Source organism: Streptomyces sp. NPDC001933 (assembly GCF_042890955.1).
Classification (GTDB): domain Bacteria; phylum Actinomycetota; class Actinomycetes; order Streptomycetales; family Streptomycetaceae; genus Streptomyces.
Genome location: NZ_JBIASS010000001.1, coordinates 170,870 through 197,349, shown reverse-complemented (window position 1 = coordinate 197,349; position 26,480 = coordinate 170,870). Strand labels below are relative to the sequence as shown.

Here is a 26,480-nt window from a genome sequence, read left to right as displayed (position 1 = left end):
GCGGAATTCGGTCTTCCGACACCGATAAACGGTCACAATCGGATCAAGTACTCACGCAAGCGGTTTCCAAGCGCGCATGCCCTTGAAAGCATCCGTGGAACGCCGGGGGGCGTGTGTGGCGTTGAGGGCCCAGGGGGGGCGTGAGTGACGGGGTTCGTCTTTCTCCGGGTACGGGCCCATCGGCTCCTGCTCTCCGCGGCGGTTCTCGCCGTTCTGCTGACCGCCTCGGTGCTGGCCGCGCTCACCGCCTTCTCCGGTTCCGTCGGTGACGCGGCGCTCCGCCACGCCCTCACCCACCGTTCGGCGGCCGACGCCTCCCTGGTGATGTCCGCGCAGGTGGCACCCGCACAGCGGGACGCGGCAGACGCGACCGCCCGGAAGGCCGCCCGCGAGGCCTTCGACGGCCTTCCGGTGACCGTCCGGACGCTGGAGACCTCGGGGGCGTACGCGCTGCCGCGCGAGCTGCGGGCCCCGTCGGCCCGGGGCGACGAGCCCGACCTCGCCCACTTCGCCTCGCTCGACCGCAGCCGGGTCAGGATCACCGCGGGCCGCGTCCCGGCGGCGGGCGGCGGGAAGTCCGGTGCGCCCGTCCAGGTCGCCCTGCCCCGCCCGGCCGCAAAGGCGCTGAAGCTGGAGCCCGGTTCGCGGTTCACCGTCACCGACCGGCTGACCGACAAGCCGCTGCCGGTCCTGGTCACGGGCGTGTACGAGGTGTCCGACCCGGCCGATCCGTACTGGCAGCTGGACGAGCTCGGCGGGCGCGGCATCCGCAAGGTCGCCTTCACCACCTACGGTCCGCTGCTCACCGACCCTGCCGCGGCGCGCTCCGGACGGCTCAGTTCCGGGACGATGTCCTGGCTGGCGGCCGCCGACTTCCGCACCGTCACCACGGGGCGCATCGACGCACTGCACGGCGCCGCCACCGCCGCTCCGAAGGCGCTGCTGGCCGCCCCCGAGTTCAAGAGCGGTGCCACCGCACGGACTTCGCTGCCCCGGGTGCTGGAGCAGATCGACCGGGCGCTGCTGGTCTCCCGCTCGACGCTGATGATCGTGGCCGTCCAGTTGGTGCTGCTCGCGGGGTACGCGCTGCTGCTGGTGGCCCGGCTGCTGAGCAGCGAGCGCGACGGCGAGACCCGGCTGCTGCGTGCCCGGGGCGGATCGCGCGGCCGCATCACGGCACTCGCCGCGATCGAGGCGCTGCTGCTCGCGCTGCCCGCCGCGCTGGTGGCCCCGCTGCTCGCCGGTCCGCTGACCCGGCTGCTCGCGGGGCGCGGCGCGCTGTCCCGGATCGGGCTGCGGATCGACGGCGGCGCCACCGCCACGGTGTGGCTGGTCGCCGTCGTCACCGCGCTCGCCTGCGCGCTGGCCGTGGTGGCGCCCGCGCTGGCGGCAGGTGCCGGGGAGCGCCGGGCGGGCCGGACCGCGGCGCTGCCCGCGCCGCTGCGGGCGGGTGCCGACATCGGCCTGCTGGTGATCGCGGCGGTGGCGTACTGGCAGCTCGACCGGCGGGCCACGGGAGTCGGCGGCGGTGTGCTGAGCGGGGACCGGCAGGGGCGGCTCGGCGTCGATCCGCTGCTGGTCGCGGCTCCGGCCCTGCTGCTGCTCGCGGGCACCGTACTGACGCTGCGGCTGCTGCCGCCCGCGGCCCGGCTCGCGGAGCGCGGCGCGGCGGGCGGCCGGGGGCTGATCGCGGCCCTGTCCGGCTGGCAGTTCAGCCGGCGCCCGCTGCGCAACGCCGGGCCCGTGCTGCTGCTGGTACTCGCGGTGGCGATGGGCATGCTGGCCGTCGGACAGCGCGCCTCCTGGGACCGTTCGCAGAGCGACCAGGCGGACTTCAGGGCCGGTGCGTCGCTGCGCGTGATCACCGGCACCGAGGACGATCCGGTGAAGTCGGGCGCGTACACGCGGCTGCCGGGTGTCCGGGACGCGGCGCCCGCGTTCCGCACCACCACCGAACTCTCGGGCAACCGCACCGCCTCGGTCCTCGCCCTGGACACCGCCCACGCCACCGAGCGGATGCTGATCCGCGACGATCTCGGCGACCGGCCGCGGGAGCGGCTGTTCGACCCGCTCGACCCGCCGAGTACCGCACGGGCCGGCCTGATGCTGCCGAAGAACAGCGAGCGGATCGGCTTCGACGTGCGGATCAAGGCGGCCGGGGCGCACGGACGGCCGGGCGACGAGCCCGTCCTCGCCGTGCTGCTGGAGGACCGCTACGGCCTGCCCTACCGGGTGCCGGCCGGCACCGTGCCCGCCGACGGCAGCGCGCATCCGGTCGCCCTCGCCGTGTCGGCCGCGGGCGATCTGGCCGTGACCGGATTCGAGCTGAACGGCAACCGGCCGTCCGGCCGGAGCAAGACGTACCGCCTCGACATCAGCGCCCTGCGGACCGTGACGGCCGACGGCACCGAGCGGCCGGTCCCGGTCCCCGAGGGCTTCCGCTGGGATGCCGAACTGACGGGCTCCGGCTCAGGCTCCGAGACGCAGGCCGGCGAACCGGTGGACGCGACGGCCTCCCCGAAGAGCCCGCTGGCCTTCACGTACGACACCGGCTCCGCCCCCAACGTCTGGGAATGGACGCCCGCCTTCTCGGTACGGGTCACCGTGCCCCGCCCGAAGGCTCCGGCGCCGAAGGCGATCGTCACCGACGCGTATCTGAAGGCCGCCGGGGCGAAGAAGGGGCAGCGCGTCGATGTCACGCTGGCCGGCGAGACGGTCCGGGTGGAGATCGTGGACTCGGTGCGCCGGCTGCCGACCACCGGCCAGGGCTCGGACGGTGGCGGGTCCGCGGACCGGAGCCGCGACGGCGGGGCCGTGCTGCTCGATCTCGGGGCCGTCGGCCAGGTCTTGGCGCAGCGTCCGGGCGCCGTGCTCGACGCCAATGAGTGGTGGCTGAGCACCGCCCCCGGCCGGGCCGCGGAGACGGCCGCCACGCTGCGGGAGCAGCCGGACACCGATCCGTCCCAGGTCCTGGTGCGGGACGAGATCGCGCGGGAGCTGGTCGGCGATCCGCTGGGCGCCGGACCTCAGTCCGCGCTGCCCGCGGTGGCGGTGGTCGCCGCGGCCCTGGCGGCGGTCGGCTTCGCGGTGAGCGCCGTCGGCGCGCAGCGGGAACGGGCCGGCGAGTTCGCCGTCCTGCGGGCGCTGGGCACCCCGCGCCGCCGGCTGACCAGGATGATCGCCGCCGAGCAGGGCGTGCTGATCGCGATCGCGCTGCTGGTCGGGACCGTGCTCGGGGCGGTGCTGAACCGCGCCGTCGTACCGCTCGTCGTACTGACCGGGCAGGCCACCGCGCCGGTGCCCGGGGTGCTGGTGCAATTGCCGGCCGGGCAGATCGCGGCGCTGCTGGCGGGCGTCGCCGCGCTGCCGCTGGTGACCGTCGTGTCCCTCGCCCTGCGCGGTGCCGACCCCGCGGCCTCACTGCGTGTCCAGGGGGACAACTGACATGACTCCGCGTTCCGTTCGAGACGACAATTCCAGCGGCTCCGCGCAGGACGGCGGCACCGTTCGAGACCGCGGTTCCGTTCGAGACCGCAGCACCCCCGCCAATGCGCCCTGGGTCCGCACCCGGCTGCGCACCGCACCCGGCACGGCCTGGGCGCTGGGGCTGCTGGTGCTGCTGACCTCGTTCCTCGCGGCCGCCTTCCCACGCGCCGTCGAGCGCCACGAGAACGACGGGCTGCGCCACGACATCACCGCCGCCGACCCCCGGCGCAGCGTTCTGGAGCTGAGCGCACCGGAGCCCGAGCTCCAGTTGCCGACGGCGGAGCGCGAGGCGGCCGTCCGCGACGCGGCGCTGGCCTCCGTCCACCGCAAGGCACGGTCCCTGCTGCCCGGCCCGGTGGTGTCGGGCACCGTCGATTCCTCGTACGGCTTCCGCACCGGGAAGCCGATCGTCGCGCAGGACCGCTGGCTGCCGCGGCCGGACCTCGTCGACCCCCAGCTGACCTACTCCACGCTGTCCGCCCTCCCGGACCACGCCACCCTGCGCGCCGGGAAGTGGCCCGCCGTGCACGGCCAGGTCTCCGAGGACACGACCGAGGTGGAGGCCGCGGTCACCGAGGAGACGGCCAAGACCCTGAAGGCGACGACCGGTTCGGTCATCTCCGTACCGGCCCACAGCGGGAAGCGACTGACCGTACGGATCACCGGTATCGTCGCCCCGACCGACCCCCGGTCCGCCTACTGGTCGGCCCAGCCGCTGCTGCGGACCCCGGCCCTGGTCCCCGAACCGGTTCCGTCCCCCCCGACTCTGTCCCCTCCGCGCCACTACTGGACCGCGGCCGTGCTGCTGCCGCCGGACGCCGCGCCCGCGCTGCTCGCCACGACGGGCCGGCCGGAGGCGTTCTGGCGGTTCCCGCCGGACCCCTCCCACCTCACCGCCCCCGACGTGGCGGGGCTGCGCTCGTCGATCGCCTCCCTGGAGGGCGGCCCCGGACTGGTACGGCTGCGCGGGGTGGCCGGTGTCAACGCCACGTTCACGACCGGCCTGGACGACATCCTCACCGGGTACGGATCCCTGCGCGCGGCGATCGGCCCGGTCGTCACGGTCGCCGCTGTGGGCGCCGGGGCCGTCGCCGCCGTCGTGCTGCTGATGACCGTCGGGCTGATCGGCGGGCGGCGCCGCGCCGAACTCGCGCTCCTGCGGGCGCGCGGCGGATCGCTGCGCGGGATCGGCGGCCGGCTGTTCGCCGAGACGGCGGTGATCGCGCTGCCCGCGGCGGTGCTGGGTCTGCTGATCGCCGTGCCGCTCCTCGACCGGGCCCGGCTGTGGCCCTCCGTCGTCGGGCCGGCCGCCGTCGCCGCTCTGGTCTGCCTCGCCCTGCCGCTGGGCGCGGTGCTGCCGCACCGCAGGCCACAGTTGCCCGGGGCCCGCGACGACCTGATGGACGCCCGCCCGTCGCGGCGGCGCACGGTCGCCGAACTCACCGTGCTGGTGCTGGCCGTCGGCGCGGTCGCGGGCCTGCGCCGACGCGGTACGGGAGGCGAGGGCGGGAGCGACCTGCTGGTCAGCGCCGCCCCCGTGCTGGTCGGGCTGATCGCCGCCCTGGTCCTGGTGCGGCTCCTGCCGCTGCCGCTGCGGCTCGCCTCGCGCGCCGTCGCCCGGCGGCGCGGTGCGATCGGCTTCCTGTCGCTGGCGCGGGCCGGGCGGAGCTCGGCGGGCGGCACCCTGCCGCTGCTGGCGCTGCTGCTCGCGCTGACCACGGCGGCGTTCGGCGGCTCGGTGCTCGCAGGTGTCGCGGACGCGCGGGACCGGGCGGCTGTGCACACGGTCGGCGCCGACGCCCGGATCAGCGGCCTGTACGACGCCGTACCGCTGCCGGACCGCCTGATCCGGCAGGTGCGGGAGGCGGACGGGGTGCGGGAGGCGGCGGCGGTGCAGGTCGTGTACGGCGTGCCGCTGCCCGCCGACCCGGCCGGGAACAACCGGATGAAGAGCGCCGTCCTGCTGGGTGTCGACCCAGCAGCGTACGCCCGGCTGGCCCGTACGACGGGCCTCGGCGCGTTCCCCGCCGACCGGCTGCGCGCCCCGGGGCGTACGGCTGCGAAGGGGGCCGCCCCGTCGAAGGACGCGGTGGTGCCCGTGATCGTGTCGCCGTCGGTCGCCACGGAGCTCGGCGACCGGCCGCGCGAGCTGTCCACGGCGGCCGGGGACCTCACGGTGCGGGTGGCGGGCATCGTCCCGCGCACCGCCGCCGTCCCCGACAGCGACTTCCTGGTCATCGACGCCGCGGCGCTCACCCGCCAACAGACCACCACCCTGCTGGTCACCGGCGACTCCCCGGACGCGAAGGCGCTGCGGGCGGCGGCGCGGGACGCGGGCCAGGGCTTCTCCGTACGGCTGCGCTCCGAGGAACGCGCGGCGTTCGTCGACACCCCCATGCAGCTGGGCGCCCGGGGGATCTACGCGGCGGCGATCGCGGCCGGTGCGGGCTACGCCCTGCTCGCCGTCCTGCTGTCGCTGCTGCGGACCTCGCCGGAGCGCACGGCCCTGCTGGCCCGGCTGCGGACCATGGGCCTCACCTCCCGGCAGGGCAGGCGGCTGCTCGGCCTCGAAGCGCTGCCGCAGGCACTGCTGGCGGCCGTCGGCGGGGTGCTCGTCGGCTGGACGGCGATCGCGCTGCTGGCACCGGGCATCGACCTGGTGGGCCTGTCACTCTCCGCCGGACCCACCGCCACCGAACTCGACACCGCCGTGCTGCGGGCCGACCCGTGGTCGCTGACGCTCCCGGCGCTCGGCGTGGTCGTCCTCACCGCCGCGGTGACCGCCGTCCAGGCCCGGTGGGCCGGCCGTCGCGGACCGAACACCGAACTCAGGGCAGGAGACCCCCGATGACGTCGACGTCGGCCGACACCACACTCGCCGAGCTCGAACAGCGCGCCAACGCGCGCCGCGACCGGCCCTCGTACGGGCACGACGCGCTGATCGCCTGCGACCGGCTCGTCCGCATCTTCTCTGCGGACGGGGTGGAGGTGCAGGCCCTGCAGGGACTGGATCTCCTGGTCACCGAGGGCGAGTTGATGGCCCTGGTCGGCGCGTCGGGCAGCGGCAAGTCGACCCTGATGAACATCCTGGCGGGCCTCGACGTGCCGACGGCCGGGTCGGCGAAGGTCGCGGGCTGCGATCTGCTGTCGATGGGGCCGAAGGAACGGCTCCGCTACCGGCGGGACGTCGTCGGGTTCGTCTGGCAGCAGACCGCCCGCAATCTGCTCCCGTACCTCACCGCCGTCCAGAACGTCACGCTGCCGATGCAGCTGCGCGGCCGGGGCCGGATGAGGGGCGCCGAACGGGCCGCCCGCGCCGAGTCGTTGCTCCGCATCCTGGAGGTCGAGGACTGCCGCGACCGGCGCCCGCAACAGCTCTCCGGCGGCCAGCAGCAACGGGTGGCGATCGCGGTCGCGCTCGCCAACAACCCGTCGGTGCTGCTCGCCGACGAACCGACCGGCGAGCTCGACTCGGCCACCGGCGAGCAGGTCTTCGCGGCGTTCCGCCGCGCCAACGAGGAGCTCGGCACCACGATCGTGATCGTCACGCACGACCAGGCGGTGGCCGACGAGGTCCGCCGCACGGTCGCCATCCGGGACGGCCGTACGTCCTCCGAGGTGCTGCGCCGCACCGAGGTCGACGCCACCACGGGACTGGAGTCCCAGGTGGCCCGGGAGTACGCGATGCTCGACCGCGCGGGCCGGCTGCAACTGCCCGCCGACTACACGGAGGCGCTCGGGATGGAGCACCGGGTGATGCTGGAGCTGGAGCGCGACCACATCGGGGTCTGGCCGGACGACCAGCCGCGCCCGTGACGGGTGTTGGTGGTGCCGGCCCCAGGCCGCTTCCGCCGGGTAGCCCGATGTTCCCGCGCCGCGTACGCCCATAGCGTCGTGCGGGAGTCATCCACCTGATCCCGAGGAGCACCATGCGCGCCACCACCCCGGCCGCCGTCGGCCTGGGCCTGACCTGTCTACTCGCGGGCGGCATGCCCGCATCGGCCACCCCCGCCGCACCCACCCATCAGCGGCTCGTCTGGGGCCCCTGCTCACCGCAGCAGCGGGAGCTGAACGAGGCGGGTGCGCAGTGCACGGAGGTGACCGTCCCGCTCGACTACTCCGACCCCGGCGGCCGGACGATCCGGATCGCCGTCTCCCGTATCAAGGCCACCGCGAAGCACGGGCAGCGGCGGGGCGTCCTGCTGTCGAACCCGGGCGGTCCGGGCGGCACCGGACTCGCCAACACCCTGTATCTGCGCCCCGCGTTGAAGGACGTCGCCGACCGCTACGACCTGATCGGCTTCGATCCCCGCTTCCTCGGCGAGTCCACCCCCGTCGCCTGCGCTCCGGCCGCCCCGGCGCCCGTGCCCGGCCCGGTCACGACCCGTCGCGAGGACTTCGAGCGGTCGGTACGGTCCGCCCGTGACACCGCACGCCGCTGCCAGGAGCACGGGGACAACGCCCGGCTCCTCCCCCACGCCACGTCCCGGAACGTCGCCCGCGACATGGACGCGATCCGCGCGGCGCTGGGTGAGCGCAGACTGTCGTACTACGGCGTCTCGTACGGCGCCGATCTGGGCGCCGTCTACACCCAGATGTTCCCGCGCCGCGCCGACCGCGTCGTCATCGACTCCTCGACCGACCCGTCGGCCACCCAGTACGAACTCTTCCAGCGGGCGGGCAGACCGCTCGAAGAGGCGCTGGACGCCTGGGCCGGCTGGACCGCCCGGCACGACGGCACCTACCGGCTCGGCGCCACGCCCGCCCGTGTGCGGTCGAGCGTCCAACGGCTGCTCGACGGGGCCGAGCGGCGCCCGGTGACCGTCTCCGGCGTCCGGCTCGACGCGCCGCTGCTGCGGCTGGTGCTGCGGCAGCTCATCCAGCACGAGGAGCACGACCCGGCGCTCGCCGGTACGGTGCGGGACCTGGCCGACGCCGCGGCGGGCAGGCCGGTCGAGCCCGGCCCGGAGCTCGCCGCCATGCTGGAGCTGCTCGCCTCGCCCGAACTGGCGGACAGCATGCTGGGCGGCGCCCTCTTCATGTGCGGCGACAGCGGCTGGCCGGCCGGCGGCTGGCCACGGGACCCGGAGACGTACTGGCGGAACATGGAGGCCAGTCGCGCCACCCAGCCCGTCTTCGGCCCGCTCGTCAACAGCATGATGGCCCCGTGCGCGTTCTGGACGAGCACGTCCCGCGAGCCCGCCACGGTGATCGGCAACGACGTACCCGTCCTGATGCTCCAGGCCCGGCGCGACAACAACGTCCCGTACGAAGGGGCGTTGGCCCTGCACCGCCGCCTGACCGGCTCCCGGCTGGTGACGGCGGACATCCGCTCGCACGGGGTGTACGGGCGCGGACTCGACGGCCTCACCCCCGTCCCCTGCGCCGACCGAGCCGTCAACGACTACCTGCGCGACGGCACGCTCCCCGCCGCCGACCTGACCTGCCCGCGCACCGGGGAGGACCGGTGATCAGCAGACGTACGGGCCTGGCGGCCACGGCGGCGGCCCTGCTCACCGGGGCATCCGGCCCCTCTGCGACGGCCGCGCCCCGCCACCGTCCCGGGCTCGGCGACCACCTCCAGGAAGACGTGGACGCGATCGTGGCCACCGGCGCCACCGGCGTACTGGCCGAGGTCCAGAGCGCCCGCGGCCGCACCACGGCCCGCGCCGGCTCCGCCGACCCAGGGGCCCGGCACCACCCCGTCCCCTGGGACGCCTACTACCGGATCGGCAGCGACACCAAGACCTTCACGGCCACGCTCGCCCTCCAACTGGTGGGCGAGGGACGGCTCGCGCTCACGGACACCGTCGAGCGGTGGCTGCCCGGCGCGGTGCGGGGCAACGGCAACGACGGCCGCAGGATCACGGTCGCCGACCTGCTGCGCCAGACCAGCGGCCTGAACGACTACCTGGCCGTCTCGCCCGACGCGGCCGACGTATTCACCCCGGCCGGGTACCTCCGTTCCCGGTTTCGAACCACCACCCCCGAGGACCAGCTGAAGGCGGCCCTGAGCCGGCCGCCCCTGTGGGTACCGGACGCCGGAGCGCCCGCCCCTGGGCGGCGCTAGGGCTACTCCAACACCAACTACGTGGTGGCGGGCCTGATCATCGAGCGGGTGACCGGCAACTCCTGGGCCCGGGAGATCCACGACCGGATCGTCGAACCCCTGGGCCTGCGCCACACCTTCACCCCGGGCACCTCCCCGTACCTGCCCCGGCCCACGGCCACCGCGCACACCTGGTTCCCCGGCCGCACCCGGCCGACCGACACGACGCTGGCCTCCGGCGGCGGGGCGGACGGCTCCGTCATCAGCACCACCCACGACCACGGGGTCTTCCTGCGCGCCCTGATGAGCGGCCGGCTGCTGCGCCCGGCGGAGCTGGCCGCGATGAAGGAGACGGTCGCGGCCGAGGACTGGATCGATGCGCCGGGAGTCCGTTACGGGCTGGGCATCGCCTGGCGCCCGGTGGCCGGGAGCGACGGCGGGATGTGGTTCCACGGCGGAACCCATCTGGGGATCGTCTCCGAGAGCGGGGTGACACCGAACGGCTCACGGGCCGCGACCAGCGCCACGTTCACCCTGCGGATGGGCGACCCGGCCCAGGACGCCCAGGACGCGGCCGCGCGGCGCCTGGTGGACAGGGCCCTGACCGGCTAGGGCCTCTCGCTCAGCCCGTGCCCACCGACAGGTTGAGCGAGCCGAGCCCGCTGCCCGGACCGCGCAGGGCGACGGAGCCGTAGGGGGTACGGAGCCGGAGCCAGGACCCGGCCGTGAGCAGGGCGACGGGAAAGTCCGGCGCGGGGCGGAGGAATCCCAGCGACTGGGCGGCGTGGACCGCCCGCAGAGGAAGCCCGGTGCCGGCGACCGTGCGCGACCAGATCTCGCGGCCGATCAGGTCCCGCTCCGCCCGGGTACGGCGCTCCTCGGGCAGCGCCTCGTCGCGGGAGCGGAACTCCGCCACCGCGGCGGTGACCGCCGCGCGCAGGGAGACCGGGTCGGGCAGGCCCGGCAGTTCGCGCCAGCCGCCACGGGGCGGGAGGACCCCCGTCCACGGCGGCCCGGTGACGGGTGCCGGGACGGCGCCGGTGCCGGTGGACTCCCCGAGGGATTCGAGGAGTTCACCGGCGGACACCGTGACGTCGAAGTCGTCGTCCGGCCCGGACAGCCGCGCCGTCCGGATCGCCAGGACCTCGAACGACGGCGGCCTGCCGAACACGGCCAGCGCACCGCCGCCCGCCTGCATCCGCACCGCGGCGGCCCGGTCGTAGTGGAGCAGCCGGCCGAGGAAGGCCGCGAGATCCGCGGCCTCCCTCGGGTCGGCGAACTCCAGCGACCGTACGGGCACCGTCATACTGCGACGGGCTCCTCGGCCAGGTACTGCTGGAGGAAGAGCTTCTCCTCGGCGGAGATCCGCCGGGGCCGCTCCTCGGCCAGGTCGTACGGCACGACGACGGTCGAGGCCCGGACGTACACCTGGTCCGGGTCCTTGACCTCGTACGCGATCGTCAGCGACGCGGCGCCGATCTTCGTGACCCACGACTCGACGGTCACCGGCTCGTGCCGGTGGACCAGCGGCCGTACGTAGTCGATCTCGTGCCGGGCCACGACGGAGCCGCCCGAGAAGGACGGCGAACCGTCCCCCGGCGCCAGCCGGAACATGAAGTCGATGCGCGCCTCCTCCAGGTAGCGGAGGAAGACCACGTTGTTCACATGGCCGAAGGCGTCCATGTCCGACCAGCGCAGCGGGCAGTTGTAGATGTGACGAGCCAAGACGATCAGCCTCGCGTGAGCTTCTTGTACGTGGCACGGTGCGGGCGGGCCGCGTCCGCGCCGAGGCGCTCGACCTTGTTCTTCTCGTACGACTCGAAGTTGCCCTCGAACCAGTACCACTTGGAGTCGCCCTCGTACGCCAGGATGTGCGTGGCGACGCGGTCCAGGAACCAGCGGTCGTGGGAGATGACCACTGCGGCGCCCGGGAACTCCAGGAGGGCGTTCTCCAGCGAGGACAGGGTCTCGACGTCGAGGTCGTTGGTGGGCTCGTCGAGGAGCAGCAGGTTGCCGCCCTCCTTGAGCGTCAGCGCCAGGTTGAGGCGGTTGCGCTCTCCACCGGAGAGGACCCCGGCCGGCTTCTGCTGGTCCGGGCCCTTGAAGCCGAACGCGGAGACGTACGCCCGCGAGGGCATCTCGACCTGGCCGACGTTGATGTAGTCCAGCTCGTCCGAGACGACGGCCCAGAGGGTCTTCTTCGGGTCGATGTTGGCGCGGGACTGGTCGACGTAGGAGATCTTGACCGTGTCGCCGATCTTGACGGAGCCGGTGTCCGGGGTCTCCAGGCCCTGGATCATCTTGAACAGCGTGGTCTTGCCCGCGCCGTTCGGACCGATGACGCCGACGATGCCGTTGCGCGGCAGCGTGAACGACAGGTCGTCGATGAGGACCTTGTCGCCGAAGGCCTTCGAGAGGTTCTCGACCTCGACGACGATGGAACCGAGCCGCGGGCCCGGCGGGATCTGGATCTCCTCGAAGTCCAGCTTCCGCATCTTGTCCGCCTCGGCCGCCATCTCCTCGTAACGGGCGAGTCGGGCCTTGGACTTGGTCTGCCGGCCCTTGGCGTTGGAGCGGACCCACTCCAGCTCTTCCTTGAGCCGCTTGGCGCGCTTCTCGTCCTTGCGGCCCTCGACCTTGAGGCGGGTGGCCTTCTTGTCGAGGTACGTGGAGTAGTTGCCCTCGTACGGCAGGGCACGGCCGCGGTCGAGCTCGAGGATCCACTCGGCGACGTTGTTCAGGAAATAACGGTCGTGGGTGACCGCGACCACGGCGCCCGAGTACTTCGAGAGGTGCTGCTCCAGCCAGTTCACCGACTCGGCGTCGAGGTGGTTGGTGGGCTCGTCGAGGAGCAGCAGGTCGGGGGCCTCGATCAGCAGCTTGCAGAGCGCGACGCGGCGCTTCTCGCCACCGGAGAGGTTGACGACCGGCCAGTCGCCGGGCGGGCAGCCCAGGGCGTCCATGGCCTGCTCCAGCTGGGCGTCCAGGTCCCACGCGTTGGCGTGGTCCAGGTCCTCCTGGAGCTTGCCCATCTCCTCCATCAGCGCGTCGGAGTAGTCGGTCGCCATGAGCTCGGCGACCTCGTTGAAGCGCTTGAGCTTGCCCATGATCTCGGCGGCGCCGTCCTGGACGTTCTCCAGGACCGTCTTCGCCTCGTCGAGCTTCGGCTCCTGCATGAGGATGCCGACGCTGAAACCGGGCGAGAGGAACGCGTCACCGTTGGACGGCTGCTCCAGGCCCGCCATGATCTTCAGCACCGTGGACTTACCGGCGCCGTTGGGGCCCACGACACCGATCTTCGCGCCGGGCAGGAAGTTCAGGGTGACGTCATCGAGGATCACCTTGTCGCCGTGCGCTTTGCGCGTCTTGCGCATGGTGTAGATGTACTCAGCCAAGAGAAACCGTCCGGCTATCGATGTGTGGGCAGATACACCCCATCTTGCCTGACGTCCATCCCGGGATGGAAACCCGCCCGGTCCGCGAGACATCCCGTTCCGGCCCCCGGAGCGTGCGGGGATCCGTCGCCGGGCATGCGAGGGCCCCGGTACGCGTCGGCGTACCGGGGCCCTCATCAGCGAACGTGACAGTCCGCCCCCTGTTCGTCACTCCGCAATCAAAGGTGCGGCACGACGGTGCGGAATCACTGTGCGGAGGTCTGCGTCTTCCGCTTGCGGAGGAGGAAGACCGCGCCGCCGCCGACGACGACGAGGGCGATCGCGACGCCCGCGATGACCGGGGTGGCGCTGGAGCCACCGGTCTCGGCGAGGTCACCCGAGCCGCCGGTGGTGGAGCTGCCGCCGGACGTGGCCGGAGCGGGCTTGTCGCCGCCGGTCTGGGTGTCGGTGCCGCCGGTGGTGCTGCCGCTGGTCTTGCAGTCCAGGACGCCCTTGAACGTCTTGGAGAAGCCGCCGGGGCCGGTGATCGTGAAGTCGTAGGCCTGGTCCTCGGCGACCGGGACGGTGACCGTCTCGGACTTGCCCGCCTCGATGGTGTGCTTCACACCGGCCAGCTCGAAGGTGAAGGCCTCGTCGCCCGTGTTGGCGGCGGTGACGTCCACGCCGCCCTTGGCGCAGTTCTTCTTCGCCGTGACGGCCGGGATGGCGCCCTTCTTGGCCCAGGTGCCGGTGGCGGTCGCGGAGACCGTGGACTCGCTGGAGCCGGCCAGGATCATGGTCTGGCTCTTGGTGACACCGGCGAACGCGCGGCCGACCGGCACCGAGGTGGTGGCCTGGACCGTCAGCGAGGCGGAGCCGTCGGCGGTGCCCTCGGGCACGTCGAAGTAGAGCTCGGCACCGTTGGCCGCGGCGGTGACGGGCTTGCCGGCCTTGTCGGTGACCTTGACGCCGGTGGCGGCGTCGGCGGGCGGGGTCACGGAGACCTGGCCGGCGTTGGTGTGGACGGTGACCGGGCCGAGCCGCTCACCGGACTTGCCGGAGACCGCGGCCGGGTCCAGGGCGAGGGACGCCTTGGGCTCGGCCTGGTCGACGGCGTTCTTCTCCAGCCAGTCGGCCAGCTTCTCGGCCTGGCCGTCGGTCGCGTCGACCTTCACGTTGTCCGAGTAGCGCCAGATGGCGACCTGGGTGCCCGCCGCCGCGGTCTTCTCGGTGAGCGGGCCGGTGCCGGCCTCCTTGGCGAGCGCCGCGAGATCGTCGACCTGCGGGTAGGAGTGCTCCAGGATCCAGCGGATCTTGCCGGCGTTCTTGTTGCTGCCGAGCGAGGTCTGGTTCCAGGGGGTCTCCAGGTACTTCGCCTGGTCCTGGGTGGGGTTGTGGATGTCGATGCAGTACGTCTTGAGCTTGCCGCCGCCGTCGACGGTCATCTCGAAGAGGCCGGCGGGCAGCTGCTGGTCCTTGCCGCCCGTGTGCAGCACGGCGCGGTCGAAGGTCTTCAACCCGTCCAGCACCGCGGCCGCGCCGCCCTGATGCTGCGGTGCCTCGTCGGCGACCGCGCCGCCCGCGCCGACGAGGGCGCCTGCCATGACCAGACCGGATGCCACCACCGATGCGGCCAGCCGGGCTATGCCGCGCCGCCTCGGAGTATTGGCCGTCGTCCCCGAGGACGACGAAGCGGTCGCTGAAGAAGCAGAAAACACAGAATTCCCCTCCGGGCGGGACCCTCCGCGCCTTATGCGCGTGTGGGGATTGCCCCGCCAGTCGACTCAAGTGCCCCGTGAGTACTGGGGAATCCTAAGGAGGAAGCGATGAACAGTCCCCCGTCATACCGTCGCACAACCATTCCGAATCGGAATCGTTATCGCCGGTATCACCCGCGTTCGCCTCCACGGCCCCTTCCCGGCCCGCCCCGGCCCGTATTTCGCCCTGCTCCTGGACCGCTCCAGGCCCGTCACGGCACCGACGCGAGTTCCTTCGCGGCCTTCTGACGGTCCGTCGCCCGCCCGCGCCGGGAGCCGCCCGGTCCCCCGGACCCGTCGAGGCCGCCCGGCCCGGCGACGTCCTCCGGCTCCGCCGACGCCCCCGGCCCCGGCCCCGCCCCCGACCCGTCCACACTCCCCACCCGTGCCGTCAGCGCGGGTTCACCCCTCATCACCCGCCGGAACGCCGCCGTCCCCCGCGTCAGATCGTGACCCACCGCGACCGCCTCGATGTCCACGAACGTCCTGCGCTGCCCCTCCCGTTCCTCCTCGCGCACCTTCAGCCAGCCATGCACGACGAGGGGTTCCCCGACGGAAACGGAACCGGACAGATTCAAGGCCAGAGTCCGCCAGGCCCACACCGTGTAAAAGCTGGTGTGCCCGTCCGTCCAGAGCTGTTTCTCGCGGTCCCAGCGGCGCGGCGTCACCGCGAACCGGAATCGCGCCATTCCGCCGGTCGCGGTCTCCCGGAACTCCACGCCCGTAGCCGCGTTGCCCACCAATGTCACCAAGGTGTCGTTCATGACTCCGCCTCCCCTTCGGCCTTCGGAACAGCGATCGCGTCCACGCGGTCACTGATCCCAGGTTGAAGGGGAGGCGGAAATCCTGCTCGCGCCTGTGGACTACCCGCCGGTTGTGGAAATCTCCGTCACCGCCGCGTACCTCTCGCGCACCTCGCGGTACCGCACGAGCTCCGCGGCCACCGGGTCGAGCACCCGGGCCCGCCCGCAGGCCGCCGCCGCCTCGCGCAACTGCCGCTCGGCCTCCTGCCCGTACCGCCGCGCCGGCCCACGCGCCGCGGCCGCGCACGACCACTCCACGAGCGGCCCGCCGACGATCCCGGCCAGCATCACCAGGGCGGGCGTGAAGTAGCCCGGTTCGAACACGCCGACGATCTGCCCGACCAGCCAGAGCCCGCCGAAGACCTGCAGCAACGTCATCGCGGCCTGCGCCAGCACCGCCGCCGGCCACCACTTCGGCCGCGGCGGCTTCCCGCCCACCCGGCCGCTGTGCGCCACTCCGGAGGCCCCGGCCACGCCCGTGGCCACCACCGCCCCACCGCCCGGGGCGTGCTCCGCGCCGGACCTTTCCGCCAGCACGTCGAGCGCCTCCGGCAACCCGTCCGCGCCGTTCACCGCCGCCTCGCGGACCGCCTGCGCCCAGGGGCCCGGCAGCCCGTCGGCGGCCTCGTCCGCCACCGTCCGTACCGCCTGCTCGACGCGCTGCCGGGAGGAGGGCCGCTCCTCGGGGGGCTCGGGCCGCACCGGGCGCTCCAGGCTTCCGGGCCGCCGGGTGGTCTCGTACCAGCGCCAGAGCCTCAGCCACGGCGTGCCGCACGCCCGTCCGGCGTTCCTGCGCCACTCGCGCTCGGCCGCCTGGCCCGCCGCGGCCGCCCCGACGGCTTCCGCCAGCCGGTCGGTGAACTCCTCACGGCTCCGCTCTCCGAGGCCGGGCCGCCCCTCGGCCACGTACACCGGGCGGAGCCTGGCCGCGGCGGCGTCCACGTCCGCGGACAGCCGGCGCGCCGCCGCGGTGCGTCCCTGGACGAACCGGCCGAGCACCTCGCGCAGTTCATCGACGCCCTCGCCGGTGAGCGCGGACAGGGGCATGACGGTGGCGCCCGGTTCGCCGTGTTCGCCGAGCGCCATGCCGTCCTCGTCGAGCAGCCGGCGCAGATCGTCGAGGACCAGGTCGGCGGCGTCGCCGGGCAGCCGGTCGATCTGGTTGAGGACGACGAAGGTGATCTCGGCGTGTCCGGCGAGCGGCCGCAGGTAGCGCTCGTGCAGGGCCGCGTCCGCGTACTTCTCCGGGTCGACGACCCAGATCACCGCGTCGACCAGTGCGAGGACCCGGTCGACCTGTTCCCGGTGTTCGGTCGCCGCCGAGTCGTGGTCGGGCAGGTCGACCAGCACGAGGCCCTGGAGTGCCTCGTCGGTGTCCGCGCCGCCCGGCTGCGGCCTGCGCCTGAGCCGTCCCGGGACGGCGAGCCGGTCGAGCAGTCCGGCGGCCCCGTCGGTCCAGGAGCAGGCGATGGGGGCGGCGGTGGTCGGCCTGCGCAGCCCGGTCTCGGAGATCTGGGCGCCCGCGAGGGTGTTGAAGAGCATCGACTTGCCGCTGCCGGTGGCCCCGGCGATGGCGACGACGGTGTGCCGGGAGGAGAGCCGCTGCCGGGCCGCCGCCTCGTCGAGCACCCGTCCCGCTTCGGCGAGGGTGTCCCCGTCGAGCCGGGCCCGGGACAGTCCGACCAGTTCCCGCAGCGCGTCGAGCCGGGGCCGGAGCGGGCCGCCGGAGGGCACGTACGCCTCGACCTGGGGCGGTCGCACGTCGTCGTCCCGGTCGGGCTCGGGTTCGGGGTCCGCCGCCTTGGCCGCCGCCCGCCGGGCGATGAGCCCGTCGTTCCATTCCCGGCCCGGCTCCGGCGCCCTGCCCGGCTCCGGCACCCGGCCGGCCTCCGGGACCGGGACCGGCCCGTCGGTCGCCCGGTCCTCGGGGGGAGCTGGGCTCCCGGCCGGTGCGGTCCCCTCGTCAGTGACGGCAGTCATCGCTGCCACCTCTCCTTCTGCAGTACGGACAGCGCGGCGATCAGTTCGGCCTGCGGCTCCGGGGCCACGTCGAGCGCGTCGAGCGGTGCGAGCCGCCGGTCGCGCTCGCCGTCCAGCACCCGGTCCAGGCATTCGGTGAGCAGCGCCCCGCCCTTGTCGCGCAGCCGCAGCGCGGTCTGGGCGCCGATCCGTTCGGCGAGCTGTTCCCCGGCGCCGCGGGTGCGGCGGCCGCCGAGCAGCGCGGCGGCCAGCAGCGCGGCCACGGTCTCGGGGTCGGGGGCGGCATTGCGTTCCAGGCTGCGCACCTCTTCCTCGGCCAGCTCCTCCAGGACCCGCCACCACCGCCGTACGGCCATGGCGATCCGGCCCCGGATGTCCTCGGCGGGCCCCCATCCCCCGGCCTCCCGGCCGACGTCCTCGAAGCCGAACTCGCCGGCCGCGGGTTCGCGCTGCCAGGTCGTACGGATCTGCTCGTCGGCGGCGGCCACGGCGCACTGCAGGAGCGCGGCGAGGCTTTCGACCAGCGCTTCGAGGAGCTCCCCCGGGGTGCTGTACTGCGGGTAGCCGCGCCACCTGGTCCGGGCGTCCCCGGCGAGCACGCCGCCGCTGTGCAGCCTGCGCCGGACCCGGGCGCCCTCCGCCCGGTACGCGTCCTCGACCACGCCGGTCAGCCGCACGGCCGCCGCGTACTGCGCCGCGACGGCCCCGGCCAGCTCGGGCATCCGTACGTCCAGCGAGTCGATGACCCCGGCCGCCGTACGCCCGACCGCCTGCTGGCGGGCCGCCGGGTCCTGGGCGCGGTGGCTGAGCCAGGCGCGCAGCGGGGCGACGGCGGTCGTGGGCAGCAGCCCGCTGCCGCCACCGGCCGATTCGGGCAGCTCGGGGATGGTGAAGCGCGGCACCTCGCCGAGCCCCGCACGGGTGAGCAGCGCCCCGTACTGCTGCGACACCTCGGCGATCACCTGGTGCGGCACCCGGTCGAGGACGGTGACGAGCGAGGCGTCGTACTGCTTGGCGGTACGCAGCAGGTGCCAGGGCACCGCGTCCGCGTAGCGGGAGGCCGTCGTGACCATCACCCATACGTCCGCGGCGCAGATCAGCTCGGCGGCCAGCATCCGGTTGCGCACCACGAGCGAGTCGATGTCGGGCGCGTCCAGCAGCGCGAGCCCGCGCGGCAGCCCCGGCGAGGTCTCGACCCGCAACGAGGTCCCGTTCTCCTCCTCGCATCCGTCGAGGTCGTCGCACCGGCCGGGCCCCCCGGACTCCTCCGGCGGCAGCCAGACGCGGGTCAGCCGCGGCAGTACGCGTGCCCCCGCGAACCAGTGGTGATCGTCCGGATGGCAGACGAGCACGGGTGTCCGGGTGGTCGGCCGCAGCACCCCGGCCTCGCTGACCGGCCGCCCCACCAGCGAATTGACCAGCGTCGACTTCCCCGCACCGGTCGACCCGCCGATGACCGCGAGCAGCGGTGCTTCGGGATCCCTGAGCCGGGGAAGCAGATAGTCGTCGAGCTGGGCGAGCAGCTCGCTCCGGGTCTGCCGGGCGCGCGCGGCTCCCGGCAGCGGGAGTGGGAGACGCACGGCGGCGACACGGTCGCGCAGGGCGGAGAGTGCGTCGATGAGCTGAGGCCGTACGTCCAAGGTCACCACATGCGAAGAATGCCCAATTTTGGAGCCTTTTTGAAGCGTATAGCCACCTCTGCGCGCCGGTTCTCTCCCAGGAATGAAGTCGGGACAGAGGGGATGAGTGGGGCGCAGGCATAACGAGTGCACAACACCCGGGGCGCGAGGCGCCAAAAGCGGTGCAGGAATCCCACCCACCTGCGATTATCGGTTCGCTTCACCGAACCTCCACATCGTGCCACGCAGGTGAAGCAACCAGGACGAGGCGATCGGAGCCCTATCCTTGTCCCGGCAGGTCACCGACCGGCCCGGCCCCAGGGCTCCAGGCCGCCGAGGCCACCACCCGGCCCCCGTAGCTCAGTGGATAGAGCAGGTGCCTTCTAAGCACTTGGCCGCAGGTTCGAGTCCTGCCGGGGGCGCACGAATCAAGACCCTCCTCCGGGAGGGTCTTTTTGCCGTTCTCGGACCGGTTCGGGTCCGGGGCCGTCAGGCGCGCAGAAAGGCCAGGACCGCCAGGACTCTGCGGTGCGTCTCGTCGGCCGGCGGGAGGTCCAGCTTGGCGAGGATGTTGCCGATGTGTTTGCCCACCGCCGCCTCGGAGACGACCAGTTCGCGGGCGATCGCGCCGTTCGACCGGCCCTGGGCCACCAGGGCGAGCACCTCGCGCTCCCTGGCGGTGAGGCGTTCCAGCGGGTCGCGGCGGCGGCGCAGGAGCTGGCGTACGACTTCGGGGTCGACGACCGTGCCGCCGTCGGCGACCTCGCGCAGCGCGTCGATGAACTCCTCGATCTGGCCGACCCGGTCCTTGAGCAGATAGCCGACGCCCGAGCCGTCGCCGGAGTCCAGGAGGTCGGCGGCGTAGGCGCGTTGCACGTACTGGCTCAGGACCAGCACCGGGAGGGCGGGCTGCCGCTCGCGGAGCCGGACCGCGGCGTGCAGGCCCTCGTCCTGGAAGCCGGGCGGCATCCGGACGTCGGTGACGACGATGTCCGGGGCGTGTTCGGCCACGGCCGTGGCGAGGGCTTCCGCGTCGCCGACCGCCGCGACCACTTCGTGGCCGAAGCGGCCGAGCAGGCCCGTCAGTCCCTCGCGCAGCAGCACGCTGTCCTCGGCCAGGACTACACGGAGCGATCGGTCCACTCGCAAGGAATCTCCACACGCAATCGGGTCGGGCCCCCGGCCGGGCTGGACAGCGCAAGTCTGCCATCGAGCACGGAGACTCGGTCGGCGAGGCCGGTCAGTCCGCTGCCGCCCCCGGACGTGCTCGCGCCGCCTCGTCCGTCGTCGTGGATCTCCAGGAAGAGGCGGCCCGCACGGTGGCCCCCGCTGACCTCCGCGCGGCTCGCGCCGCTGTGCTTGGCGACGTTGGCCAGGGCCTCGCAGACCACGAAGTAGGCGGCCGCCTCGACGGCTTCGGGGAGCCGGCCGGGCAGTTCGACGTTCAGTCCGACGGGGATCGCGGAGCGTTCGGCGGCGTCGGCGACCGCGGCCTGGAGGCCGTAGTCGGCCAACACCTGGGGGTGAATTCCGTGGATCAGTTCGCGCAGTTCCGCGAGGGCCCTGCCCGCCTCCTCGTGGGCCCGGGTGAGCTGGTCGGCGAGGGGGCCGGGCGGGGCGTCCAGGCGGGCCAGGCCCAGCATCATGGTGAGGGCGACGATGCGCTGCTGGGCGCCGTCGTGCAGATCGCGTTCGATGCGGCGGCGTTCGGCCTCGAAGGCGTCGACCAGCCGGACCCGGGAGCGGGTCAGTTCCATGACCCGCGCGTCCGGCTCCGAGGGTCCGGGGGTGAGCAGGAGGCGGGTCAGTTCCGCCCTGGCTCCGGCCAGGGCGCCCAGGGCGTAGCCGCCGAGCAGCAGGAGTACGAGCCCGAGCGCCGCCGTCGCGAAGGCCCCGGGCCAGGTCGTGACCGTCCACAGCTTCACCACGCGGAGCTCCTCGCCGTCCCCGTAGACCTCCATCAGTACGGGGGTGCCCGCCATCGCCAGCGGTGCGGCCGCACAGAGGGCCACCGCGAGGGCGTCGAGCGGCCACAGGACCAGGGCGAACAGCGCCGCGTACCCGAGCTCCCACCAGGTCGCCCGTTCCCGGAACCGGCATGCCGCCCAGCTCCGCAGCCCCGGTTCGGCCGGGCGGCGGTGCGGGTCCGGGGCCGGGGCGGGGCCCATCAGGCCGAGCCTGCGCCGCTCCAGGGCCGCCACCGGGATGCCGGTCAGGGTGAGGAGGGCGAGCAGCGGCAGGCCGATCAGTACGACGGAGAGCGCGCCGCCCACGACCGCGGCGGTCACGGTCACCACCAGGACGACCGCACCGGACAGTGCGCCGCTGATCAGGTATCCCGCCGACCGCCAGGGCCAGGAGGACAGCGGGTAGCGGGGGGACGGCAGGGCCTGCCAGACGGTGCGGGGGCGTGTCCGGGGACCGTCCGGCTCCGCATCCGCCGGGAGTACGGCGGGACTTGGCTGACACTGCGTCGGGCTCATGGCCCCACCGTAGAAGGCGGTCCCGGGCGGGTACATCCGCGCTGCCCGACTCCCGGGGTAGGGCCGGCCCTACCCCGGGGCGGGATCGCGGGATCAGGATCAGCGGTTGAAGGACGATCCCAGCGCCGCGTCCGTTCCCACGGTGCCGAGCGCTCCGTGGCCGAAGGTGAACGAGCCCTTGGCCACCGGGCCGGACGCCGCGGTCGGGAAGATCCACAGGGAGCCGGCGTCCGTGTTCTCGCCGGGGGCGCCGACGGCCAGTTCGCTGCGGCCGTCGCGGTTGGCGTCGACCAGCTTGGCGGCGCCGCCGAACCGGTCGTTCGCCTCGGCCGCTCCGGGAACGTCCGCCGTGTCCTGGTTGAAGCCCACGGTGCCGGTTCCGGTCGGGCCGGACGCGGTGCCGGGGAGGACCAGGGCCGAGCCCGCGTCCTTCGTCGTGCCGAGGTCCTCGTAGGGGACGCCGACGGCGATGTCGCCGTAGCCGTCGCCGTTCATGTCGCCGATCGACACCGAGGCGCCGAAGCCGTCGCCCCGCTCGGCGGCGCCCGGGACACCGGCGCTGTCCTGGTTGAAGACCTTGGCGCGGTCGCCCTGCGGGCCGTTCGCGCCGCCCGGTACGTAGGTGATCATGCCGCCCTTGGCGAGCGGGAGGTCCAGGTCGCTGTCGTAGCCGTCGACCGGGCGGCCCACGACGAGGTCGGCGTACTTGTCGCCGTCGATCCGGCCGGCCGTGATGGTCTCGCCGCCCTGGAGGCGGTAGCCGTTGGCCGCGTTCACGGTGGTGTAGTCCTCGGCGAGGCCGGTGGCGCCGCCGTCGCGGACGAGGATGCGGCGGGCGTCGTACTCGTCGCCGTCGTGGACGACGCCGGCCAGGTCGTCGTGACCGTCGCCGTCGAAGTCGCCCGCGGTGATGTCCATGTAGCGCAGGTCGTCCATGTCGCGGATCTCCCTGGCGGGGGCCGCGGTGCTGCCGTCGCGCTTGAACGGGCCCGACAGGACATACGTGTTGTGCATGCCGACCGTGACGATGTCCATGGCGCCGTCGCCGTCGAAGTCGCCTGCCGCGGTCCTGGCGCCGACCTCGTCGTACAGCTCGTCGCCGGTCAGCAGGGTCGCTCCGCCGGAGAGTCCCTGCGCGCCGCCCCAGATCACGGTGAGCGAACCGGCGGACCCGGCCGAGCCGATCTTCTCGTTGCCCGCGCCGACCACGAGGTCGCTGTATCCGTCCTTGTCGAGGTCGGCGGAGACCATCGAGCCACCGAACGCGTCACCGGCCTCGGCGGAGTCCGGTATGCCGGGCGAGTTCTGGGTGAAGACCTGCTTGGTGGAGGTCTGCGGCCCGTTCCCGGAGCCGTACACCACGGCCACGTAACCGGCCTTGGCCTTGCCGTCGACGGTGGCGCCGGGCGCGGTGAACGCCAGGTCCGGACAGCCGTCCCCGTTGAAGTCGTCGCGGCGCGGGACCGGTGCGGGCACCGCCCCGGTCGCGGACGCCGACGCCGAGGTCGTGGCGCGGTCGGGCGTCGCTGCCTGGGCGGTGGGGAAGGTGATCACGGCGGTCGCCACGGTGATGGCGAGTACCACGGTGGTTCCTAGGGCGCGGGATGCCACGTGGACTCCTTCGTTCGGGTGCGGGAGGTTGGTGTGAGCCTGTGAGCCTGCGTACGCGGATGGTCCGGTGCGGCGGTACGGCACCGGCGCTTCGCAGAGTCAGACCTGCGGTGGTGCACGGCGGTTGCGTTCGCTCGGCAACCGTCACAGCTCCTCCACCCGGGCCCCTGCCGGGCGGGTACGGAACAGGGGCGCCACCGCACCATTGACGGTGCCCGCGATCCCCGTCCAGCTTCCGAGTACCTCATTGAATCCTTTCACGGCGTGGGGGAACCGCGTCCCACAGGTGCGTGCCTCCGCTGAGGAGCCCTCATGAACCAGCCCGCCAAGGACCCGGCCCCGGGCCCCGCCGCCCCGGTCCTGGCACTGAAAGCCTGATCTCCTGCGAGCCGCTGGCCGGGCTGACCCAGGACGGCCTGGTGCGCCGGATGGTCGGCCGCGATCTGGACGAGCTCTGTCCGAAGCAGGACGCGAAGGCCGGCGAGGTCGCCCTGTCGGTGCGCCGGCTGACCCGCGAAGGGGCCTTCCGCGATGTGTCGTTCGAGGTCCGGCGCGGGGAGATCGTCGCGCTCGCCGGGCTCGTCGGCGCCGGCCGGACCGAGGTCGCCCAGGCGGTCTTCGGCGTCGACCGCGCGGATGCCGGGGAGGTACGGGTGAACGGCGCCGTGCTGCGCCCCGGGTCGCCGACCGCCGCGATGGCCGCCGGGCTGGCACTCGTACCGGAGGACCGCCGCCAGCGCGGGCTCGTGATGGCGATGTCCGTCGAGCGCAACATCTCGCTCACCGGCCTCGGCGACGTCCGCAGGCGCGGGCTGGTCCGCCGGGCCCTGGCGGTTCGTACGCCGCCGCCGCGCTGGCGTCGGGGCGGATCACCGGCGCGCAGGGGGAGAAGTTCAAGGCGGGCCGGCTCGGCGAGTACACGGTCGGCAAGGACGGCGAGGTCATCCTCGGCAAGCCGACCGTGTTCCACCGTGGCAACATCGACAAGTTCGACTTCTGAGCGGCAGAACCGGCCCGGCTCTTCGTACCGCTCGTCCCGCGCGGCCTAGAACTCCGCCCCGACCACGGCCAGCAGGGCGAACGCGGCGAGGGACAGCAGCGTCCTTACCCGGTGGAGCCGGTTCCAGCGGGACTCGAACGCGGCGCGGGCCGTGCTGTCGTCGCCGCCCTCGGACTCCGCGAGCGCCTTGTTGAGCGGGATGTTGCCGGCGATCGTGATCAGGTGGCCGGCGACCGCGCAGACCAGCGCCGCGACGGCGAGCACCCGGCCCGTGCCGCCGTCGCCGCCGATGGCCACGACGGCCGGGAACGCGATCACGCCGAGGAAGAGGACCATGAAGGCCGGTCCCGGCACCTTTTCGTTGAAGCGGCGCATGGCGTCCGTGAACCGCTCGTCGGGCAGCGCGGCGATGCCCGGCATGACCGCGATCAGGAAGGTCAGCATGAATCCGGCGTAGAGGCCCGTCGTGATCACGGCGAGCGCCAGGAACAGGGAGGACAGGGAGGAGGACATGAGGCACATCATGTCCTCGGCGGGCGGGCCGCCGCCCCCCGTTCGGGCCGGCCGGTCCGGTCGGTCCGGTCCATCCAACCGGTCCAGCCGGACCGGTCAGCCCAGTTCGCCCTCCGGTGTTTCGTCCGAACCACTGTCCACCGGGCCGTTCTTGAGCCGGTCGGCCTGTCCGATCATGGTCGCCAGTTTCTGTACCGAGTCGTCCTCGGTCTCGGCGGCCAGCTTCCTCGCGTGCGAGGACAGTACGCCGAGGCCGGGCGCGCCCGGCAGCTCCTCGCCGCGCAGCTCCTCGGCGAAGTAGGCGGCGACCGCGGTCACTTGGAGGCGCTTGCTGTCCCCGTTCCACAGCGGTCCGTCGATCGCGCCCGTCCCGACGGTGCCCTGCTGCTCGTGCGGCGCCCGGGTCCTCGGGTCCAGCCAGCGCACGGTCGCCGTGGCCACATGGCCCGAGGCGCCCGCCCTCAGCCGTACGGCATAGAGCGCGGTCACCGTGTGGCCGGGGCCGACCTCGCCGCCGTCGACGCGGTCGTTGCGGAAGTCCTCGTCGGCGACCTTGCGGTCCTCGTACCCGATGAGCTTGAACTGCTTGACGGTCTTGGGGTCGAAGGCGACCTGGGCCTTGGCGTCGCGCGCCGTCAGTTCGAGGTGGGCGGGCAGCTGGTCGACGAAGACCTTGCGGGCCTGGTCCTTGTCGGCGATGTAAGTGGTGTGGCCGTCGCCCTTGTTGGTGAGCTGCTCCATGAACGCGTCGCCGTATTCGCTGCCGACGCCGACGCCGAAGAGGGTGATGCCGTGGTCGCGGCGGGCGGAGCCGATGCGTTCCAGGATGGCTTCGGCATCCGTCTCACCGGTGTTGGCGAGGGCGTCGGAGAGCAGCACGACCCGGTTGTTGGCGCCCTCGACGCGGCCGTCGACCGCCTCGTCGTACCCGCGGCGGATGCCGGCTTCCACGTTGGTGGAGTCGGTGGGTTCCATGGAGTCGACCCGGTCGCGGATCCTGCCCCGGTGGTCCCGCAGCCGGGTCATCGGCAGCAGGGTCTCCGCCTCGTCGCTGAAGGTGACCAGGGAGACCGAGTCGTCGTCGCGGAGCTCGTCGGTGAGGATGTCCAGGGACTCCTTCACCAGGTCGAGGCGGCCCGCCTCTGCCATCGAGCCGGAGATGTCGACGACGAAGGTGAGCGCGGCGGGCGGGCGTTCGTCACGGGTGGGGGCGGCCCGGGTGGCCAGCCCGACCCGCACCAGCGACCAGTCCTCGCCCTTGTCCCCGGCGCGGGCCCCGTCGACGTTCACGGTGAAGCCGTTGCCGTCCGGGCGCCGGTAGCCCTGGCGGAAGCTGTTGACGAACTCCTCGGGCCGGACGGTGGACGGATCGGGCAGGCCGCCGTCGGCGAGGGTGCGGCGCGCGTAGCCGTACGAGGCGGTGTCGACGTCCAGGGCGAAGGTGGACAGGTAGTCGGGCGGTGCGGACTCCCGCAGCCCGTCCTGCTTCTTCGCGCCGTCGCTCTCGGCACCGGCCGAGGCGGCGGGCCCGGGGCCCGGGCGCCCGCCGCCCCGGCTGTCCGTGGCGGCCTTCTCCCCGCTCGACATCCCCGCCGAGCATCCGGTGAGCAGCACCCCGCCCGCCAGCAGCACACCGAGTGCGCCCCGCCATTTCCGTACGTGCCGCCTTGTGTGTTCAGCCGTCCGGCGTTCCATCGCCTGCCCCCAACGTCGTCGTGTCAGCACTTGTGAATGTGACGTGCGAGACGGCGCCGGGGAGCAGACGAAGACGTTGCGGAAGCATCTCGATGCGGCAACGGAGGCGG

The 26,480-nt window shown here is 73.5% G+C and carries 16 protein-coding genes, 1 tRNA gene and 3 pseudogenes; 8 read left to right on the top strand and 12 right to left on the bottom strand.

What is annotated here, in order from left to right; genetic code table 11:
- Positions 1–144: 144 nt before the first annotated feature.
- From ACFYY7_RS00835 to ACFYY7_RS00815, 5 genes and pseudogenes are all read left to right on the top strand, one after another.
- Positions 145–3,444 (top strand): FtsX-like permease family protein, encoded by a 3,300-nt coding sequence (locus tag ACFYY7_RS00835; RefSeq protein WP_388655486.1) that lies wholly within the window; start codon positions 145–147, stop codon positions 3,442–3,444.
- 1 nt (position 3,445) lies between these two features.
- Positions 3,446–6,337 (top strand): FtsX-like permease family protein, encoded by a 2,892-nt coding sequence (locus tag ACFYY7_RS00830; RefSeq protein WP_388655484.1) that lies wholly within the window; start codon positions 3,446–3,448, stop codon positions 6,335–6,337.
- A complete protein-coding gene (locus ACFYY7_RS00825; protein ID WP_356078176.1) occupies positions 6,334–7,302 on the top strand; it encodes an ABC transporter ATP-binding protein in 969 nt (322 codons plus the stop codon). The genes ACFYY7_RS00830 and ACFYY7_RS00825 overlap by 4 nt, the downstream gene beginning before the upstream one ends.
- A 113-nt stretch (positions 7,303–7,415) precedes the next feature.
- Positions 7,416–8,957 carry an alpha/beta hydrolase gene (locus ACFYY7_RS00820; RefSeq protein WP_388655482.1) on the top strand — a complete coding sequence of 514 codons (1,542 nt, stop codon included), beginning with the start codon at positions 7,416–7,418 and terminating at the stop codon, positions 8,955–8,957.
- Positions 8,954–10,147 (top strand): annotated as a pseudogene (locus tag ACFYY7_RS00815) (serine hydrolase domain-containing protein). The gene ACFYY7_RS00820 and the pseudogene ACFYY7_RS00815 overlap by 4 nt, the downstream one beginning before the upstream one ends.
- 10 nt (positions 10,148–10,157) lie before the next feature.
- Here the strand turns inward: ACFYY7_RS00815 and ACFYY7_RS00810 are convergent.
- From ACFYY7_RS00810 to ACFYY7_RS00780, 7 genes are all read right to left on the bottom strand, one after another.
- Positions 10,158–10,841, bottom strand: coding sequence for a hypothetical protein (locus ACFYY7_RS00810; RefSeq protein WP_388655480.1), 684 nt, complete (start codon positions 10,839–10,841; stop codon positions 10,158–10,160).
- On the bottom strand, positions 10,838–11,260 hold the full coding sequence (locus ACFYY7_RS00805) for an acyl-CoA thioesterase (protein WP_388655479.1): 423 nt from the start codon (positions 11,258–11,260) through the stop codon (positions 10,838–10,840). Before ACFYY7_RS00805 ends, ACFYY7_RS00810 begins: the two co-directional genes overlap by 4 nt.
- 5 nt (positions 11,261–11,265) lie before the next feature.
- Positions 11,266–12,930 (bottom strand): energy-dependent translational throttle protein EttA, encoded by a 1,665-nt coding sequence (ettA, locus tag ACFYY7_RS00800; protein WP_388655477.1) that lies wholly within the window; start codon positions 12,928–12,930, stop codon positions 11,266–11,268.
- Between the two features lie 245 nt (positions 12,931–13,175).
- The gene (locus ACFYY7_RS00795) at positions 13,176–14,627 is read right to left on the bottom strand and encodes an LAETG motif-containing sortase-dependent surface protein (protein ID WP_388655475.1); all 1,452 of its coding nucleotides are present in this window, start codon (positions 14,625–14,627) and stop codon (positions 13,176–13,178) included.
- A 251-nt stretch (positions 14,628–14,878) separates the two neighbouring features.
- On the bottom strand, positions 14,879–15,430 hold the full coding sequence (locus ACFYY7_RS00790) for a single-stranded DNA-binding protein (protein WP_388655473.1): 552 nt from the start codon (positions 15,428–15,430) through the stop codon (positions 14,879–14,881).
- A gap of 99 nt (positions 15,431–15,529) precedes the next feature.
- Positions 15,530–17,449: a YfjP family GTPase gene (locus ACFYY7_RS00785; RefSeq protein WP_388655471.1), complete on the bottom strand. Its 1,920-nt coding sequence runs from the start codon at positions 17,447–17,449 to the stop codon at positions 15,530–15,532.
- Positions 17,446–19,089 carry an ATP-binding protein gene (locus ACFYY7_RS00780; RefSeq protein ID WP_388657054.1) on the bottom strand — a complete coding sequence of 548 codons (1,644 nt, stop codon included), beginning with the start codon at positions 19,087–19,089 and terminating at the stop codon, positions 17,446–17,448. Before ACFYY7_RS00780 ends, ACFYY7_RS00785 begins: the two co-directional genes overlap by 4 nt.
- A gap of 328 nt (positions 19,090–19,417) precedes the next feature.
- Between ACFYY7_RS00780 and ACFYY7_RS00775 the strand changes: the two genes are divergently transcribed.
- Positions 19,418–19,490: transfer RNA gene (locus tag ACFYY7_RS00775), tRNA-Arg, on the top strand.
- Positions 19,491–19,557: 67 nt separating this feature from the next.
- Here the strand turns inward: ACFYY7_RS00775 and ACFYY7_RS00770 are convergent.
- From ACFYY7_RS00770 to ACFYY7_RS00760, 3 genes are all read right to left on the bottom strand, one after another.
- Positions 19,558–20,217, bottom strand: a complete 660-nt coding sequence (locus tag ACFYY7_RS00770; protein ID WP_388655469.1) for a response regulator — start codon at positions 20,215–20,217, stop codon at positions 19,558–19,560.
- Entirely contained in the window at positions 20,190–21,455 is a 1,266-nt protein-coding gene (locus tag ACFYY7_RS00765) for a sensor domain-containing protein (protein WP_388657051.1), read from the bottom strand. Before ACFYY7_RS00765 ends, ACFYY7_RS00770 begins: the two co-directional genes overlap by 28 nt.
- Before the next feature lie 195 nt (positions 21,456–21,650).
- Complete coding sequence (locus ACFYY7_RS00760; RefSeq protein ID WP_388655467.1) at positions 21,651–23,162, bottom strand: FG-GAP and VCBS repeat-containing protein; 1,512 nt, start codon at positions 23,160–23,162, stop codon at positions 21,651–21,653.
- A 377-nt stretch (positions 23,163–23,539) separates the two neighbouring features.
- Between ACFYY7_RS00760 and ACFYY7_RS00755 the strand changes: the two are divergent.
- Positions 23,540–23,992 (top strand): annotated as a pseudogene (locus ACFYY7_RS00755) (ATP-binding cassette domain-containing protein); the annotation flags it as partial.
- A 2-nt stretch (positions 23,993–23,994) separates the two neighbouring features.
- Positions 23,995–24,162: pseudogene (locus tag ACFYY7_RS00750) on the top strand (rhamnose ABC transporter substrate-binding protein); the annotation flags it as partial.
- Between the two features lie 45 nt (positions 24,163–24,207).
- On the opposite strand, the gene ACFYY7_RS00745 reads toward ACFYY7_RS00750, so the two are convergent.
- Together ACFYY7_RS00745 and ACFYY7_RS00740 are read right to left on the bottom strand one after the other, a co-directional pair.
- Entirely contained in the window at positions 24,208–24,675 is a 468-nt protein-coding gene (locus tag ACFYY7_RS00745) for a DUF1772 domain-containing protein (protein WP_388655465.1), read from the bottom strand.
- A 96-nt stretch (positions 24,676–24,771) separates the two neighbouring features.
- The gene (locus ACFYY7_RS00740) at positions 24,772–26,370 is read right to left on the bottom strand and encodes a VWA domain-containing protein (protein ID WP_388655463.1); all 1,599 of its coding nucleotides are present in this window, start codon (positions 26,368–26,370) and stop codon (positions 24,772–24,774) included.
- Positions 26,371–26,480: the final 110 nt, after the last annotated feature.

Coding starts and splice junctions, on each gene's coding strand:
- ACFYY7_RS00830 (WP_388655484.1), top strand. CDS start 3,446: ATGACTCCGCGTTCCGTTCGAGACGACAATTCCAGCGGCTCCGCGCAG.
- ACFYY7_RS00825 (WP_356078176.1), top strand. CDS start 6,334: ATGACGTCGACGTCGGCCGACACCACACTCGCCGAGCTCGAACAGCGC.
- ACFYY7_RS00820 (WP_388655482.1), top strand. CDS start 7,416: ATGCGCGCCACCACCCCGGCCGCCGTCGGCCTGGGCCTGACCTGTCTA.
- ACFYY7_RS00810 (WP_388655480.1), bottom strand. CDS start 10,841: ATGACGGTGCCCGTACGGTCGCTGGAGTTCGCCGACCCGAGGGAGGCC.
- ACFYY7_RS00790 (WP_388655473.1), bottom strand. CDS start 15,430: ATGAACGACACCTTGGTGACATTGGTGGGCAACGCGGCTACGGGCGTG.
- ACFYY7_RS00785 (WP_388655471.1), bottom strand. CDS start 17,449: ATGACTGCCGTCACTGACGAGGGGACCGCACCGGCCGGGAGCCCAGCT.
- ACFYY7_RS00745 (WP_388655465.1), bottom strand. CDS start 24,675: ATGTCCTCCTCCCTGTCCTCCCTGTTCCTGGCGCTCGCCGTGATCACG.
- ACFYY7_RS00740 (WP_388655463.1), bottom strand. CDS start 26,370: ATGGAACGCCGGACGGCTGAACACACAAGGCGGCACGTACGGAAATGG.